The sequence below is a fragment of the Acidovorax sp. GW821-FHT11A03 genome (assembly GCF_058809075.1).
This window is the reverse complement of record NZ_JBXASG010000004.1, coordinates 1-16,838: the sequence shown is the minus strand read 5'-3', so window position 1 is coordinate 16,838 and position 16,838 is coordinate 1. Positions and strand designations below refer to the sequence as shown.

Annotated in this window: 12 protein-coding genes; 10 read left to right on the top strand and 2 right to left on the bottom strand. The window is 67.1% G+C overall.

Going from position 1 to position 16,838, the window contains the following annotated elements:
- The first annotated feature begins 16 nt into the window (after nucleotides 1-16).
- Together leuS and AC1RVY_RS10455 are read left to right on the top strand one after the other, a co-directional pair.
- On the top strand, nucleotides 17-2,710 hold the full coding sequence (gene leuS, locus AC1RVY_RS10460) for a leucine--tRNA ligase (protein ID WP_492806565.1): 2,694 nt from the start codon (nucleotides 17-19) through the stop codon (nucleotides 2,708-2,710).
- A gap of 119 nt (nucleotides 2,711-2,829) precedes the next feature.
- Nucleotides 2,830-3,327 (top strand): LPS-assembly lipoprotein LptE, encoded by a 498-nt coding sequence (locus AC1RVY_RS10455; protein ID WP_218297853.1) that lies wholly within the window; start codon nucleotides 2,830-2,832, stop codon nucleotides 3,325-3,327.
- 71 nt (nucleotides 3,328-3,398) lie between these two features.
- Here AC1RVY_RS10455 and rocF read toward each other — a convergent pair whose 3' ends face one another.
- The gene (gene rocF, locus AC1RVY_RS10450) at nucleotides 3,399-4,388 is read right to left on the bottom strand and encodes an arginase (RefSeq protein ID WP_218341791.1); all 990 of its coding nucleotides are present in this window, start codon (nucleotides 4,386-4,388) and stop codon (nucleotides 3,399-3,401) included.
- Between the two features lie 236 nt (nucleotides 4,389-4,624).
- Here rocF and holA point away from each other — a divergent pair, with 236 nt between their 5' ends.
- Nucleotides 4,625-5,680: a DNA polymerase III subunit delta gene (holA, locus tag AC1RVY_RS10445; protein WP_492806562.1), complete on the top strand. Its 1,056-nt coding sequence runs from the start codon at nucleotides 4,625-4,627 to the stop codon at nucleotides 5,678-5,680.
- A gap of 35 nt (nucleotides 5,681-5,715) precedes the next feature.
- Here the strand turns inward: holA and AC1RVY_RS10440 are convergent, their stop codons facing one another.
- Nucleotides 5,716-5,931, bottom strand: coding sequence for a hypothetical protein (locus tag AC1RVY_RS10440; protein ID WP_492806561.1), 216 nt, complete (start codon nucleotides 5,929-5,931; stop codon nucleotides 5,716-5,718).
- Nucleotides 5,932-6,024: 93 nt separating this feature from the next.
- Here AC1RVY_RS10440 and AC1RVY_RS10435 point away from each other — a divergent pair, with 93 nt between their 5' ends.
- The 7 genes from AC1RVY_RS10435 to gshB all read left to right on the top strand — a co-directional run bounded on the left by AC1RVY_RS10435 (nucleotide 6,025) and on the right by gshB (nucleotide 16,492).
- Nucleotides 6,025-7,305, top strand: a complete 1,281-nt coding sequence (locus AC1RVY_RS10435) for a glutamate-5-semialdehyde dehydrogenase (protein WP_492806560.1) — start codon at nucleotides 6,025-6,027, stop codon at nucleotides 7,303-7,305.
- A gap of 60 nt (nucleotides 7,306-7,365) precedes the next feature.
- On the top strand, nucleotides 7,366-8,820 hold the full coding sequence (gene trkA, locus AC1RVY_RS10430; protein ID WP_218297848.1) for a Trk system potassium transporter TrkA: 1,455 nt from the start codon (nucleotides 7,366-7,368) through the stop codon (nucleotides 8,818-8,820).
- A 274-nt stretch (nucleotides 8,821-9,094) separates the two neighbouring features.
- Complete coding sequence (locus tag AC1RVY_RS10425) at nucleotides 9,095-10,561, top strand: TrkH family potassium uptake protein (RefSeq protein ID WP_218297847.1); 1,467 nt, start codon at nucleotides 9,095-9,097, stop codon at nucleotides 10,559-10,561.
- Nucleotides 10,562-10,659: 98 nt separating this feature from the next.
- Nucleotides 10,660-11,955 carry a glutamate--cysteine ligase gene (gene gshA / locus AC1RVY_RS10420; protein ID WP_218297846.1) on the top strand — a complete coding sequence of 432 codons (1,296 nt, stop codon included), beginning with the start codon at nucleotides 10,660-10,662 and terminating at the stop codon, nucleotides 11,953-11,955.
- A 252-nt stretch (nucleotides 11,956-12,207) separates the two neighbouring features.
- Nucleotides 12,208-14,076, top strand: a complete 1,869-nt coding sequence (locus AC1RVY_RS10415) for a potassium transporter Kup (protein ID WP_218341795.1) — start codon at nucleotides 12,208-12,210, stop codon at nucleotides 14,074-14,076.
- Between the two features lie 136 nt (nucleotides 14,077-14,212).
- Nucleotides 14,213-15,400, top strand: coding sequence for a benzoate/H(+) symporter BenE family transporter (locus AC1RVY_RS10410; RefSeq protein WP_492806558.1), 1,188 nt, complete (start codon nucleotides 14,213-14,215; stop codon nucleotides 15,398-15,400).
- A gap of 135 nt (nucleotides 15,401-15,535) precedes the next feature.
- Nucleotides 15,536-16,492, top strand: a complete 957-nt coding sequence (gene gshB, locus AC1RVY_RS10405; protein ID WP_492806556.1) for a glutathione synthase — start codon at nucleotides 15,536-15,538, stop codon at nucleotides 16,490-16,492.
- The last annotated feature ends 346 nt before the right edge of the window (nucleotides 16,493-16,838 follow it).

Here is a 16,838-nt window from a genome sequence, read left to right as displayed (position 1 = left end):
TCATCCCCGAGCCCTCATGCAAGACAAATACTCTCCCCAAGACGTCGAGCGCGCCGCGCACGACCACTGGACCGCCACCGACGCCTACCGCGTGACGGAGGACACCAGCAAGAAGAAGTTCTACGCCTGCTCGATGCTGCCCTACCCCAGCGGCAAGCTGCACATGGGCCATGTGCGCAACTACACCATCAACGACATGCTCACGCGCCAGCTGCGCATGAGCGGCCACAACGTGCTCATGCCCATGGGCTGGGACGCCTTCGGCCTGCCGGCCGAGAACGCCGCGCTCAAGAACGGCGTGCCCCCCGCCAAGTGGACGCACGAGAACATCGCGTACATGAAGAAGCAGATGCAGGCCATGGGCCTGGCCATCGACTGGAGCCGCGAAGTGGCCACCTGCGACCCCACGTACTACAAGTGGAACCAGTGGCTGTTCCTCAAGATGCTGGAAAAGGGCATTGCCTACCGCAAGACCCAGGTCGTGAACTGGGACCCGGTGGACCAGACCGTGCTGGCCAACGAGCAGGTCATCGACGGCAAGGGCTGGCGCACCGGCGCCACGGTGGAAAAGCGCGAGATCCCGGGCTACTACCTGAAGATCACCGACTACGCCGAAGAGCTGCTGGACTTCGTGACCGGCGACAAGCTGCCCGGCTGGCCCGAACGCGTGAAGCTCATGCAGGAGAACTGGATCGGCAAGAGCGAAGGCGTGCGCTTCGCCTTCCCGCACGATATCCGGGGCGATGACGGCACGCTGATCGGCGACGGCCGCATGTACGTCTTCACCACGCGCGCCGACACCATCATGGGCGTGACCTTCTGCGCCGTGGCGCCCGAGCACCCGCTGGCCGCCCACGCCGCCAGGACGAACCCGGAGCTCGCCGCCTTCATCGAGGAATGCAAGAGCGGCGGCACCACCGAGGCCGAGCTGGCCACGCAGGAAAAGAAGGGCCAACCCACGGGCCTGTTCGTCACGCACCCGCTGACGGAGGAAAAGGTCGAGGTCTGGGTCGGCAACTACGTGCTCATGGGCTATGGCGACGGCGCCGTGATGGGCGTGCCCGCGCACGACGAGCGCGATTTCGCCTTCGCCCTCAAGTACAACCTGGAGATCAAGCAGGTGGTGCTGGTCGATGGCGAGCACTTCGACTACCACCAGTGGAACGACTGGTACGGCGACAAGCAGCGCGGCGTCACCATCAACTCCGACAGCTTCAGCGGCCTGGGCTACAAGGAAGCCGTCACCGCCGTGGCCCACGCGCTGCAGGCCAAGGGCCTGGGCGAGACCAAGACCACCTGGCGCCTGCGCGACTGGGGCGTGAGCCGCCAGCGCTACTGGGGCACGCCCATTCCCATCATCCATTGCGATGAACACGGCGCCGTGCCCGTGCCCGAGAAGGACCTGCCGGTGGTGCTGCCCACCGACTGCGTGCCCGATGGTTCGGGCAACCCGCTGCACAAGCACGAAGGTTTCCATGCTGGCGTGGTCTGCCCCGTGTGCGGCAAGGCCGCGCGGCGCGAGACGGACACCATGGACACGTTCGTGGACTCGTCCTGGTATTTCATGCGGTATTGCGACCCCAAGAATGCCGACGCCATGGTCGCTGGCGGCGCCGACTACTGGATGCCGATGGACCAGTACATCGGTGGTATCGAACACGCCATCCTGCACCTCTTGTACGCGCGCTTCTGGACCAAGGTCATGCGCGACCTGGGGCTGGTCAAGGTGGACGAGCCCTTCACCAAGCTGCTCACGCAAGGCATGGTGCTCAACCACATCTACAGCCGCCGCACCGCCAAGGGCGGAAAGGACTACTTCTGGCCACACGATGTGGAGCATGTGCTGGACGAAGGCGGCAAGATCGTTGGCGCCAGGCTCAAGAACGAAGCCACCAGCGGTGACGGCCTGTTGCCGGCGGGCACGCCCATCGACTACGAGGGCGTGGGCACCATGTCCAAGTCCAAGAACAACGGCGTGGACCCGCAGGACCTCATCGAGAAGTACGGCGCCGACACCGCGCGCCTGTACACCATGTTCACCGCCCCGCCCGAGGCCACGCTGGAGTGGAACGACGCGGCCGTGGAAGGCAGCTACCGTTTCCTGCGTCGCGTGTGGAATTTCGGCTTCAAGCTCTCCGCCATGGACATGCAAGCCGCCAGCGCCAGCGTGGCAAGCGCCAGCAGCCTGAAGGAGGTGGAATTCGGCAAGGAAGCCAAGGCCCTGCGGCTGGAGATCCACACCGTGCTCAAGCAGGTGGACTACGACTACCAGCGCATGCAGTACAACACCGTGGTGTCGGGCGCGATGAAGATGATCAACGCGCTCGAGGACTTCAAGGCCACGGAGTCGGCCGGCGCCCAGGTGGCGCTGATCGAAGGCTTTGGCATCCTGCTGCGCGTGCTGTACCCGGCCACGCCCCACATCGCGCACAGCCTGTGGAGCAGCCTGGGCTACGCGGGCCACCTGGGCGATCTGCTGGATGCGCCCTGGCCCCAGGTGGATGCGAACGCGCTGGTGCAGGACGAGATCGAGCTCATGCTGCAGGTCAATGGCAAGCTGCGCGGCTCCATCCACGTGCCGGCGCAGGCCGACAAGGCAGCGATCGAGCGCATCGCCCTGGCCAGCGAGGCCTTCACGGCACATGCCGCGGGCGCGGCGCCCAAGCGGGTGATCGTGGTGCCTGGCCGCCTCGTGAACGTGGTGGTGTGAAATGAAGCGACACCCCCCTGAGGCGCCGCGCGCCGGGGCGGCCCCGGTGCGGCGCCTGCTGGCCTGGGCCGGGCCAGTGCCACGGGTTGTGGGTGGCGCGAACGCAATGGATAACTGAAATGCAAAGACGCACACTGCTCTTCATCGCGCCCGCGGCCCTGCTGTCGGCCTGCGGTTTTCGCTTGCGGGGCGTGCCGGAGTTCGGGTTCGACTCGCTCTACATCGCGGCCCCCGCGGGCTCGCCGCTGGCGCGGGAGCTGCAGCGCACGCTGGACGGGTCGGGCAGCAAGCTGCAGGTGCTGCGCGACCCGGCGGCCCTGCCCACCGCCGAGGCCATCCTGGACCTGCTGCAGGAGCAGCAGGAGCGCGTGGTGGTGGGGCTCAACGCCTCGGGCCAGGTGCGCGAGCTGCAGTTGCGGCTGCGCATCCGCTTCAGGCTCCGGACCCCGGCGGGCACCGAGCTGATCCCTGACACCGAACTGCTGCAGCAGCGCGACATCAGCTACAACGAAACCATCGCCCTGGCCAAGGAGGCCGAAGAGGCGCTGCTGTACCGCAACATGCGGACCGACCTGGTGCAGCAGTTGATGCGCCGGCTGGCCGCCGTGAAGCGGTAGCCGGGGGGCGGCGACGCCAGCGGCCGGGCCAGGCCCGCTCCACGGCGTCCCGCGCGGGGGGCGCGCCCGTTTCAGGAAGCGCTACGGAGCGCCGCCTGCGGGGCGCGCAGGCCCGATGGCACGCGCATCAGCGTGCTCTTGCCGAACAGCGACTCCACCAGGTCCACGGCCAGCACGGCGGTGCGGTTGCGCACGTCCAGCGCGGGGTTGAGCTCCACGATGTCCAGCGACGCCAGGCGGCCGCTGTCGGCGATCATCTCCATGCACAGCTGGGCCTCGCGGTAGGTGGGGCCGCCGGGCACCGTGGTGCCCACGCCGGGCGCGATGTCCGGGTCCAGGAAATCCACGTCGAAGCTCACGTGCAGGTGGGTGTCGGCATCCAGCCCGGCCAGCGCCTGCTGCATGGTCTGGCGCATGCCCACCTCGTCGATGTAGCGCATGTCGAAGACTTCCAGGCCCTGCTCGTGCACGAAGCGTTTTTCGCCTTCGTCCACGCTGCGGATGCCGATCTGGCGGATCTGGCCGGGGTGCAGCGCGGGGCCTCCGCCGGGCATCCGGGCCAGCTCTGTCAGCTCCTTCGGCCCAAAGCCGCACAGGCAGGCCACGGGCATGCCGTGCACATTGCCGCTGGGCGTGAGGGCGCTGGTGTTGAAGTCGGCATGCGCATCAAGCCACAGCACGCGCAGCTTCCTGCCGGTCTCCGCGCAATGCCGCGCCACGGCGCTGATGCTGCCCAGGCCCAGGCAGTGGTCGCCGCCCATCAGGATGGGCAGGTGGCCGCGCCGCAATTCGGCATACACCGCATCGAACACGCGCTGGTTCCACTCCACGACTTCGGGCAGGTGGCGGTAGCCTTGCTGCGGGGGCTGCCAGGGATTGGCCGGCCCGCTCAGGTTGCCCCGGTCGAACACCCGCAGGCCGTGGCTTTCCAGCGCCGGCTGCAGCCCGGCCACGCGCAGGGCCTCGGGGCCCATGGAGGCGCCGCGCGCGCCCGCTCCCACGTCGGTGGGGGCGCCCAGGAGGCTGATGGATGGCGCGGGGAGGGGCGGGGTGGAGGTCATGGTGCGAGGCCTTTGTGGGGAACGGACGGTGCCGGGCGCGCCCGGGGTGCTGGGTGCCCGTGTGGGTGGCGGGGTGATTGTCGGGGCGGGGAGCGCCAATGAAAAGCAGGACAGCTGCGCAATCGGGTGCGTGTACCGTGCAATCTGCAGGCCTGTGCTGGCGATCTGCGGGGTTTTCTGTGCCCCTGGCCTCCTGGTGCGCCAGGGTGCCAGGGCAAGGGGATAAACTTTGCCGCATGCAAGTCGCCCTGGCCCAACTCTCCACGCATCTCCAACGGGGCCTGTCGCCGCTCTACGTGCTGCATGGCGACGAGCCCCTGCTGCAACAGGAGGCGGCCGACGCCATCCGCGCCACGGCCCGTGCGCAGGGCTATACCGAGCGCAGTTCCTACACGGTGGCGGGCGCGCACTTCGATTGGAGCGCGGTGCTGGCGGCGGGCGGCTCGCTCAGCCTGTTCGCCGACAAGCAGATCGTGGAGATCCGCATTCCCTCGGGCAAGCCCGGCAAGGACGGCAGCGTGGCGCTGCAGCAGGTGGCCGAGTCCGCCCGGGGCAACGACAGCACGCTCACGCTCGTGATGCTCCCGCGCCTGGACAAGGCCACACGCACCGGCGCGTGGTTCGCGGCGCTCGAATCGAGCGGCACCTCGCTCCAGATCGACCCCATCGAGCGCGGCATGCTGCCGCAGTGGATCGCACAGCGCCTGGCCGCCCAGGGGCAGCGCGTGGTGGCGGGCGAGGAGGGGCAGCGCACGCTGCAGTTCTTTGCCGACCGCGTGGAAGGCAACCTGCTGGCCGCGCACCAGGAGATCCAGAAACTGGCCCTGCTCCACCCGGCGGGCGAGCTGACGCAGGCCCAGGTCGAGGCCGCCGTGCTCAACGTGGCGCGCTACGACGTGTTCAAGCTGTCCGAATCCGTGCTGGCGGGGCAGGTGGGGCGGGTGCAGCGCATGCTCGACGGCCTGCAGGCCGAGGGCGAGGCCGAGGTGCTGGTGCACTGGGCGCTGTCCGAGGACATCCGCGCCCTCAAGCGCGTGAAGGATGCGATGAACGCCGGGCGCCCGCTGCCCATGGCCCTGCGCGAGAACCGCATCTGGGGCCCCAAGGAGCGCCTGTTCGAGCGCATCCTGCCCAAGGCCAGCGACGCGGCACTGGCGCGGCTGCTGCAGTCCGCGCACACGGTGGACGGCATCGTCAAGGGCCTGAAGGCGCCCGACTGGCCGACCGACGGCTGGCAGGCGCTGCAGCGCCTGGCGTTCCAGCTGTGCCGGCTGACGCAGGCGGCGCGGTGAGCCGCGCTGCGCCTGGTTCCAGATAAAAATAGCCGCTACCGCTTGTCCATCAAGCGCTGGAAGCTATCAAAATCGCTGGATTCGAGCCGGTCCAGCAGGCCGTGCAGCACCTCGGCGTAGCGCGGGGGCAGGGCGGCCAGCAGGTCGGTCTGGGCGCGGGCGGTGGTGCTCAGGGCGGACGCCGACAGCGTGCCCTGGCTGAAGGCCTGCAGGGCGTCGTGGACAGGTTGGAGCAGGTGGGCGCGGGTCATGGGCGGCTCTGGAAGCGGGGGATGGCGGCGGGGTGGCAAGGGTAACAGGCGCTCGGTGGGCCGCACAGAGGGTATCTGCGGCAAAATCACCGGATGAACGCCCTCAACGTCGCTGAATACACGCACACCCTCGGCCAGCAGGCCAAAACGGCCTCTGCGCTGATGGCCAAAGCGCCAGCAGCTATCAAAAACAAAGCACTCAAGGCCCTGGCCCGCCTGCTGCGCGAGAACGTGGAGGCGCTGCAGATCGACAACGCCCGCGACCTGGACCGCGCCCGCACCGCCGGCCTGGCCGAGCCCATGGTGGACCGCCTGAAGCTCGGCCCCAAGGTGCTGGAGACCTGCGCCGAAGGCTGCGAGCAGCTGGCCGCCATGCCCGACATCATCGGCGAGATCCTGGGCATGAAGCAGCAGGGGAGCGGCATCCGCGTGGGCCAGATGCGTGTGCCGATCGGCGTGTTCGGCATGATCTACGAGAGCCGGCCCAACGTGACCATCGAGGCCGCGTCGCTGTCCATCAAGAGCGGCAACGCCTGCATCCTGCGCGGCGGCTCCGAAGCCATCGATTCCAACAAGGCGCTGGCCAAGCTGGTGCAGCAGGCGCTGGCCGAGTCCGGCCTGCCGCAGGACGCGGTGCAGCTGGTGCAGACCACCGACCGCGAGGCCGTGGGCCAGCTCATCGCCATGCCGCAGTTCGTGGACGTGATCATTCCGCGTGGCGGCAAGGGCCTGATCGAGCGCATCAGCCGCGACGCCAAGGTGCCCGTCATCAAGCACCTGGACGGCAACTGCCACACCTATGTGGACGACCCCTGCGACATCGCCATGGCGGTGAAGGTGGCCGACAACGCCAAGACGAACAAGTACAGCCCCTGCAACGCGAGCGAAGGCCTGCTGGTGGCGCGGGGCGTGGCGGCCGACTTCTTGCCGAAGATCGGCGCCGTGTACGCCGCCAAGGGCGTGGAGATGCGCGGCTGCCCGCAGGCGCTGGCCATCCTGCAATCGGTACAAGGCGCCCAGCTGGTGCCCGCCACCGAGCAGGACTGGAGCGAGGAGTACCTGGCCCCGATCATCAGCGTGAAGGTGGTGGATGGCGTGGACGAGGCCATCGCCCACATCAACCGGTATTCGAGCCACCACACGGATGCCATCCTCACCACCAACCATATGCATGCCCAGCGCTTCCTGCGCGAGGTGGATTCGGCCAGCGTGATGGTGAACACCAGCACGCGGTTCGCCGATGGCTTTGAGTACGGGCTGGGCGCCGAGATCGGCATCAGCACCGACAAATTCCATGCGCGCGGGCCCGTGGGGCTCGAAGGCCTGACCTCGCTCAAGTACGTGGTGCTGGGCGAGGGCGAGGTGCGGACCTGATTTGCTCCATTTTTCATAGCTGGTGGCGCTTGCCAGTAGTGCGCTGACGGCCCATACCACATGAAAATCATCATCCTCGGGGCGGGCCGCGTGGGCCAGAGCGTGGCCGACAGCCTGGTGTCGGAGCGCAACGACATCACCGTGATCGACACGGACGCCGCGCGCCTGCGCGACCTGGAGTCGCGCTTTGACCTGCGCGGCGTGGTGGGCAACGGCATCGAGCCCGCCGTGCTGGCCGAGGCGGGCGCGCAGGACACCGACCTGCTGATCGCCTGCGCCGCGCAGGACGAGACCAACCTGGTGTGCTGCAAGATCGCGCAGCTGGTGTTCAACATCCCCAAGCGCATCGCGCGGGTGCGCTCCACCGGCTTTGACCTGGACACGCGGCTGACCGGACCCGAGGGCTTTGCGGTGGACCGCATCATCTGCCCCGAAGAATCCCTCACGCGCTACATCGGCAAGCTCATCGAATACCCCGAGGCCATGCAGGTGCGCGAGTTCGCGGGGGGGCGTGCCTGCCTGGTATCGGTGCGCGCGCGTGCGGGTGCCCCCATGGCGGGCCACACCATCGGCCAGCTGCGCGAGAGCGACCCCGAGATGGCCATGCGCATGGTGGCCATCTACCGGCGGTTTCCGGACGAGCCGGACCGTTTCGTCGCGTGCGACGGGCGCACCCGCATCGAGCCGGGCGACGAGGTCTTCGTGCTGGCCGCGCAGGAGCACATCGCGAAGGTGCTGGCGGCCCTGCACCGGCCGCAGTCGCAGCCTTCCCAGCCCGTGCGCCGCATCATGATCGCCGGCGGCGGCCGGGTGGGGCTGCGCCTGGCCCGCCAGCTGGCGCAGGCGCCAGGGCGCTTCAACATCAAGATCATCGAGGACCACGCCGACCGCTGCGTCGAGCTGGCGTCGGCCCTGCCTTCCGAGGTGCTGGTGCTGCAGGGCGACACCACCGACGAGGACCTGCTGGGCGACGAGGGCATCGAGGAGGTGGACCTGTTCCTGGCGCTCACCGACGACGACGAGGACAACATCATGTCCTGCCTGCTGGCCAAGCGCATGGGCGCCAGGCGGGTGCTCGCCCTCATCAACCGCCGCAGCTACGCCGACCTGATGCACGGCACGCAGATCGACATCGCGCTGTCGCCCGCGCAGGCCATGCTGGGCGAGCTGCTCGCCTACGTGCGCCAGGGGGATGTGCAGGCCGTGCACAGCCTTCGCCGGGGCGTGGCGGAGGCGCTGGAGATCGTGGCGCGCGGCGACCGGAAAAGCTCGCGCGTGGTGGGCCGCAAGGTCAGCGAACTGGCGCTGCCGCGCGATGTGCACATGGGCCTGATCGTGCGCGGCCTGCCGGATTCGCCCGATGCGCCGCCCGGGGATCTGCGCGAGCCGCAGGTCATCATCCCGCGCAGTTCCACGGTGATCGAGGGCAACGACCACGTGGTGTTCTTCCTGCCGAACAAGCGGCTCGTGCGCGACGTGGAAAAGCTCTTCCGCGTGAGCGCGACGTTTTTTTGATGTCCCCCCCTGAGTCGATTCGCGCCTCCGTGCAGTTGCCAGAGGCACCAGCTCTTCGGGGCCGTCCCAGCCTGCGCAGGCACGCTGGGAGCCCCGGCCCCCAGCCCCCGCTCTCGCAGCGCTTCGCGCTGCGGGCAGGGGGACGCCGCCAGCGCACGCCAGCGAAGCGCCGCCTCTGCGGCGCGGCGGCCCTTGCGCGGCGGCCCTCGCCTGGGCTGCGCCAGTATCGGCAGCTGCATGCGATGCCGGCTGCCATGGACCAAGGACGCCCGTCATGACAGACATGTTTCCCGTCCTGCGCGTGCTGGGCATTCTGGTCATGATCTTTTCGCTGGCCATGGGGCTGCCGCTGGTGGTGTCGCTGTGGACGCGCGATGGCGTGTGGCACGTGTACCCGATCGCCATGGGCGCCACGATGGCGGTGGGGGCGTGGCTCTGGTGGCGCCTGCGCCTTTTCCGCCAGGAATTGCAGCCGCGCCACGGCGTGATGCTGGTGTCGCTGGTGTGGATGCTGCTGCCGCTGTCCGCCGCGGTGCCCCTGATGCTGGCGGGCCACCACATCGGGCGGCCGATGTCTTTCACGCATGCGTACTTCGAGGCGGTGTCGGGCCTGACCACGACCGGCTCCACGGTGCTCAGCGGCCTGGACGCGCTGCCCGTGTCGGTCAATGTATGGCGCACCTTTCTGCAGTGGATGGGCGGGATGGGCATCCTCATCCTGGCGGTGGCCGTCCTGCCGCTGCTGGGGGTCGGGGGCAGCCAGCTGTTCAAGGCCGAAGCGGCCGGGCCGCTCAAGGACGCCAAGCTCACGCCGCGCATGACGGGCACCGCCAAGGGCCTGTGGGGCGTGTATGCACTGTTTTCCGTCACCTGCGGCCTGGCCTACTGGGCGGCCGGCATGGGGCCGCTGGATGCGCTGATGCACATGTTCACCACGGTGAGCCTGGGCGGGCTGTCTTCCCATGACACCAGCTTCGGGTATTTCCAGTCGCCGCTGCTGGAGGCGATCTGCGTCTTCTTCATGCTGGTGGCCAGCTGCAATTTCGCGCTGTACTTCGTGGCCTTCCGCAAGGGCCACTGGGGTGGCTTCTGGCGCGACCCGGAGTTGCGCGCGACGCTTTTCTCGCTGGTGGGCGGGGGGCTGGTGGTGGCGCTGCTGCTGTGGGCCAAGGGGGTCTATGCCCCGCTGGATGCGCTGCGCCACGCGATGTTCAATGTGATCTCGCTCGCCACCACCACGGGCTATGCCACCGTGGACTACCTGGCCTGGCCCGTGTTTGCGCCCGTGTTCATGCTGCTGCTGTCGGGCGTGGCCACCAGCGCGGGGTCGACCGGCGGGGGGATCAAGATGGTGCGCATGCTTATCCTGGCCAAGCAGGCGCGCCGGGAGATGAACCGCCTGGTGCACCCGCGCGCCGTGCAGCCCGTGTGCCTGGGAGGGGCCGTGGTGGACAACCGCGTGATCTTCTCGGTGCTCGCGTTCATGCTGGTGTATGGCGGCACGGTCTTCGGGCTCAGCATGGTCATGCTGCTGACCGACCTGGACCCGGTCACGGCGTTCTCGGTGGTGCTGGCCAGCGTGAACTGCGCGGGCCCGGGGCTGGGCAGCGTGGGCCCTGCGTCCACCTATGCCGTGCTGACCGATTTCCAGATCTGGGTGTGTTCGCTGGCGATGCTGCTGGGGCGGCTGGAGATCCTGAGCTTCATGGCCTTGCTCACCCCCGCCTTCTGGCGCCGGTAGCCAGCGCCCGCCACGGCTCGTGCCGCAGGCGGCTTGCGAATTTCCGGCCCGACCCCAACTCCCTACAATTCATCGCAATCGCTTCCCGAGGGCTTTCCATGGTTCCGCATCTCATCACGGCCCTCACCGGGCCGATCAACGAACTCGAACAGCGCATTCTCGACTCGATGCCCGCCATCGAGCGCTGGTTCCGGCTGGAGTGGATGGAGCACACGCCGCCGTTCTATACCTCGGTGGACATCCGCAATGCGGGCTTCAAGCTCGCGCCCGTGGACACCAACCTGTTTCCCGGGGGCTGGAACAACCTCACCAAGGAGATGCTGCCCCTGGCCGTGCAGGCCGCCATGGCCGCCATCGAGAAGATCTGCCCCGAGGCGCGCAACCTGCTGATCATTCCGGAAAACCACACGCGCAACACCTTCTACCTGGCCAATGTGGTGCAGTTGCAGCGCATCTTCAACATGGCGGGCCTGAACGTGCGCGTGGGCTCCATCAGTCCCGAGATCAAGAAGCCCACGCTCATCGAGCTGCCCAATGGCGACACGGTGACGCTGGAGCCCGTGGTGCGCACCAAGCGCCGCCTGGGCCTCAAGGACTTCGACCCCTGCACCATTCTGCTGAACAATGATCTCTCCGCCGGGCCGCCCGGCATTCTGGAAGACATCCACGAGCAGTACCTGCTGCCCCCGCTGCATGCGGGCTGGAGCGTGCGCCGCAAGAGCACCCACTTCAAGAACTACGAAGAGGTGGCCAAGCGCTTCGGCAAGATGCTGGGCATCGACCCCTGGCTCGTCAACCCCATGTACAGCCAGTGCGACGGCGTGGACTTTGCCGAGGACAAAGGCATGGACAAGCTGCAGACCACGGTGGATGCGCTGCTGACCAAGGTGCGCCGCAAGTACAAGGAATACGGCATCAACGAGAAGCCGTTCGTCATCGTCAAGGCCAACAACGGCACCTACGGCATGGGCATCATGACCGTGCGCGACGCCAAGGAGCTGGACGCGGTCAACCGCAAGACCAAGAACAAGATGGCCATCATCAAGGACGGCCAGCCGGTCAGCGACCTCATCATCCAGGAAGGCGTGCTCACGCAGGAGCGCGTGCACGAGGCCGTGGCCGAACCGGTGGTCTACATGATGGACCGCTACGTGGTGGGCGGCTTCTACCGCATGCATGCCGAGCGCGGCGTGGACGAGAACCTCAACGCCCCGGGCGCGAGCTTCGTGCCGCTCGCGTTCGAGCACAGCACGCACATGCCCCAGCCCGGCGTGCGCCCTGGCGTGAGCGCCCCCAACCGCTTTTACATGTACGGCGTGGTCGCGCGCCTGGCCATGCTGGCGGCCAGCTACGAGCTGGAAGCCACCAACCCGGACGCCGAGGTGTACGACTGAAACGGCGCCTCCGGGAAGCGGCGTGTCTTCTCCGTGTTCTCCCGGAGGGGGCGGGGCCGCCCCTGCGACCAGGCAGCGCCAGTTTCGCCGGGGGATTCCGCGCGGCCTGCCATGTCTGCGCCGGGCTGCCAAGGGCAAGTTGTTGCGTCGCAACATGGGGAGCTCCCCCCAGGCACTTGATCTGCCTCAGGCGCACAATAGCGTTCCCAAAAGTAACGGAACCCGGCAGCCCCTGTGTGCCGGGTGCGGTCAGTGCAAAGCTCCAAATCATCGCTCGCAGCGCTTACGCTGGGCGCCATCGGTGTTGTGTATGGCGATATCGGCACCAGCGTGCTGTATGCCGTCAAGGAGGTCTTCGGGTCCGGCCATGTGCCGTTCTCCCCAGCCAATATCTACGGCATCCTCTCGATCTTCTTCTGGACGCTCACCGTCATTGTTTCGCTGAAGTACGTGGTGCTGGTGCTGCGCGCCGACAACCACGGCGAGGGCGGGCTCATCGCCATGCTGGCGCTGGCCTCCCAGGCCGTCAAGGACAAGCCCCGGCTGCGTGGCGTGCTGCTGGCCGTGGGCATCTTCGGCACCTCGCTCTTCTATGGCGACGGCGTCATCACGCCCGCCATCTCGGTCCTGTCGGCCGTCGAAGGGCTGGAAGTCGTCTCGCCGCATTTCAAGCAGTACGTGATTCCGATCACCCTGGTCGTGCTCTTTTGCCTGTTTGCCGTGCAAAAGCGCGGCACCAGCGGCATCGGCAAGTTTTTCGGGCCCATCACCCTGGTGTGGTTCATCACCATTGCGCTGCTGGGCGTCTCGCACATCGTGGGGCATCCCGAGATCCTCTGGGCGCTGAGCCCGCACCACGCGCTGGGCTTCATGTGGGCCCATCCCGGCACCAGCTTCATCATCCTGGGGGCCGTTGTGCTGTGCGTGACGGGGGCCGAGGCCCTGTACGCCGACCTGGGCCACTTTGGCAAGCGCCCCATCCGCATGGCCTGGTTCGGCGTGGCCATGCCCGCGCTCACGCTCAACTACTTCGGCCAGGGCGCGCTGCTGCTGGCCGAGCCCGAGGCGGTGAAGAACCCGTTCTACATGATGGCGCCCGACTGGGCGCTGGTCCCGCTGGTGATACTGGCCACCATGGCCACCGTGATCGCATCGCAGGCGCTCATCACCGGCGCCTTCAGCGTGACCAAGCAGGTCATCCAGCTCGGGTACCTGCCGCGCCTGAACATCCAGCACACCAGCGTGCGGGACACCGGGCAGATCTACATGCCGCTGGTCAACTGGGGGCTGTTCGCCGCCATCGTGCTGGCCGTGGTGATGTTCCGCTCCTCCAGCAACCTGGCGGCCGCCTACGGCATCGCCGTGACGCTGGACATGCTGATCACCACCACGCTGACCTTCTTCGTGATCCGGTACGGCTGGGGCTACCCGCTGGCGCTGTGCATCGCGGCCACGGGCTGCTTCTTCGTGGTGGACCTGGCGTTCTTTGCCTCCAACCTGCTCAAGCTGTTCCAGGGCGGCTGGTTCCCGCTGATGATCGGCGGCATCGTGTTCTCCCTCATGATGACGTGGAAGGAGGGGCGGCGGCTGCTCAACGACAAGCTGCGTGCGGACGCCATCGACCTCAAGGACTTCCTGGAGTCGGTGTTCATCAGCCCGCCCACGCGGGTCGAGGGCACCGCCGTGTTCCTCACGGCCGAGACCGGTGCGGTGCCCAATGCGCTGTTGCACAACCTCAAGCACAACAAGGTGCTGCACCAGCAGAACCTGTTCGTGACCGTGCACAACCACGAGACGCCCTGGATCGGGCTGGACAAGCGCCTGCAGGTGGAGCCCCTGGGCCACGACTGCTGGCAGGTGGTGATCCACTACGGCTTCAAGAACGACCCGGACGTGCCGCGTGCGCTGGAACTGCTGCGCGGGCGGGGCTGCGAGCTGGAGTCGATGACCACCAGCTACTTCCTCTCGCGCGATACCGTCATCCCCACCATTGGCAGCGGCATGGCGCCCTGGCGCGAGAAGCTGTTCGCGCAGATGCACCACAACGCCAGTGGTGCGGCGGACTTCCTGCACCTGCCCAACAACGCGGTCGTCGAACTCGGATCCAAGATCGAGATTTGAGCGGGTTGGGGTCTTTTGGGCTTCAAGCGCTTGCTCATCAAGCGCCAATAGCTATAAAAATAATAGCAATCGTGTCCCCCGCCTTTCTGTGGTGGCGCGGCCGCCGGCGGGGATGCGTGGTGCCAGAATCCAGCCCATGCAATTTTTCAAAGACCTGAGCCTGTCGGCATTCACTGCCGGGTTCGTGGCCGTGCTGGTGGGCTTCACCAGTTCGGTGGCCATCGTGTTCCAGGCCGCGCAGGCGTTTGGTGCCACGCCGGCCCAGGTCACGTCCTGGATGTGGGCGCTGGGCCTGGGCATGGGCCTGTGTTCCCTGGTGCCCTCGCTCATCCTGCGCAAGCCCGTGATGGTGGCCTGGTCCACCCCTGGCGCGGCCGTGCTGGCCACGGCCGGCCTGGCCGGGGGCTTCACCATGGGCGAGGCGGTGGGCTCCTTCATGGTCAGCGCCGTCCTCATCACGCTGGCCGGCGTGACGCGCTGGTTCGAGCGGGCCATGGGGCGCATCCCCATGGAGATCGCCGCCGCCCTGCTGGCGGGCGTGCTGGCGCGTTTCGGCCTGCAGGCGTTTGCCACCGCCCAGACGGCACTGCCGCTGGTGCTGACCATGCTGGTCGTGTACCTGTTTTCCCGCAAGTTCGCGGCGCGGTACGCCGTGGTCGTCACCCTGGCGGTGGCCGTGGTCTTCGTGGCCCTGCAGGGGAAGATGGCATGGTCGGGGGTGCGGCTGGAACTGGCGATGCCCGTCTTCACGGCGCCGCAGTTCAGCCTTGCCGCGACCATCAGCCTGGCGATCCCCTTGTTCGTCGTCACCATGGCGTCGCAAAACCTTCCCGGCGTTGCGGTGATCCGGGCCTCGGGCTATGACCTGCCCATCTCCCGCCTCATCACGCTGACGGGGCTCGCCACGCTCGCGCTCGCGCCCTTTGGCGCCTTCGCGCTGAACTTCAGCGCCATCACGGCCGCGATGTGCATGGGCCCCGAGGCCCATGAGGACCGCCATCGGCGCTACACGGCAGCGGTGTGCTGCGGCGCACTGTATGTGGCGATCGGTCTCTTTGGTGCGGTCATCACCGGCCTGCTGACCGCATTTCCCTCCGAACTGGTGGTGGCCATCGCAGGCCTGGCCCTGCTGGGCACCATCGGCAACGGCCTGGCGGTCGCCTTGCGCGAGGAGTCGCACCGCGAAGCGGCGCTCGTCACGTTCCTCGTCACCCTGAGCGGCGTGGTCATTGCCGGGGTGGGGTCGGCCTTCTGGGGCGTGGTCGCCGGCAGCTTTGCGCTATTTGTGCAACAGTACAGGCGTTCGCCGGCCCGGGGTGCGTGAGGCGAGCCCGGGTGAACCGCTGGCGCGGCGGCCGGGCCAACCGGGCGTTGCGGCCATCGTCTTTGCCCATATCTATATAGAGGAGCTAGCTGGCCAGCCTGGCAGCGCCTCTCCTGCTACTTTCGATCCGACACCATGAAACTGCTCTTCATCGCCGATCCCCTGGAAAGCTTCAAGATCTACAAGGACACCACCTTCGCCATGATGCGCGAAGCCCATCGGCGCGGGCATACGCTGGCGGTGTGCGAGCCACGGCACATCACATGGCAGCGCGCAAGCAAGGTGAATGCGCGGGTGCGCGACATCCGACTGACGGGGAATGCCAGCCCGTGGTTCGAGGCGCAGCCCGAACGCTTCGCCGCGTTGGTGGACTTCGACGCCGTGCTGATGCGCAAGGACCCGCCCTTCGACAGCGAGTATTTCTACGCCACCCATCTGCTGGAGCAGGCCGAGCGAGATGGCGCCCGCGTGTTCAACAAGCCCCGGGCACTGCGCGACCATCCGGAAAAGCTGGCGATCATGGAGTTTCCCCAGTTCATCGGGCCAACCCTGGTCACGCGCAGCGCATCGGACATCCAGCGTTTTCACGCAGAGCACCGGGACATCATCCTCAAGCCGCTGGACGGCATGGGGGGCATGGGTATCTTCCGCGTGGGACCGGATGGCCTGAACCTGGGCAGCATCACCGAAACGCTCAATCGCGACGGCGCGCAGAGCGTGATGGTGCAGAAGTTTCTGCCCGAGATCGTGGACGGCGACAAGCGCGTGCTGGTGATTGGCGGCAAGCCCGTTCCTTATTGCCTGGCGCGCATTCCGCAAGGCACGGAGGTGCGTGGCAATCTTGCGGCGGGAGGCAAGGGCGTGGCACGGCCCCTGACGGCACGCGACCTGGAGATCGGCGAAACCCTGGGGCCCCTACTGCAAGAGCGCGGCCTGTTGCTGGCGGGCGTGGATGTCATCGGGGACTGCGTCACGGAAATCAATGTGACCAGCCCGACGTGCTTCCAGGAAATCTTCGATCAGACAGGGTGTGATGTCGCAGCCCTGTTCATCGACGCACTTGAGGCCGCCATGGCGGCGTCCCCCCGGTAGAGGGCAATTTTTTGGCTGGAGTCTTTTTTCGCCCTCCGAACTCATGCTATAGTCGAGGGCTTCGCTACTGAGGCGGTGCTGCAGAGATGCGGGGCGCTGGAGGTTCGGGTGATGATGGGGTCTAGGCCTTGTTGTTGCCGGGGCTGAGAAGGTGGAAGAAGAAAGTTTGGTTTTGGGTTGTAGGTGGTGTAAAAACCGGTATATAATTCAAGGCTTCGCTGAGTAGAACTGGATGCCGCAAGGTGCTGAGTTTGAAAGGTGATGAAAACAAAAAGTTTTCAAAAGTTTGACAGTTCTTCAAAAACTGTGCTAGAATTCAAGGCTCAGCTGATCGCAGCTAAGTCGG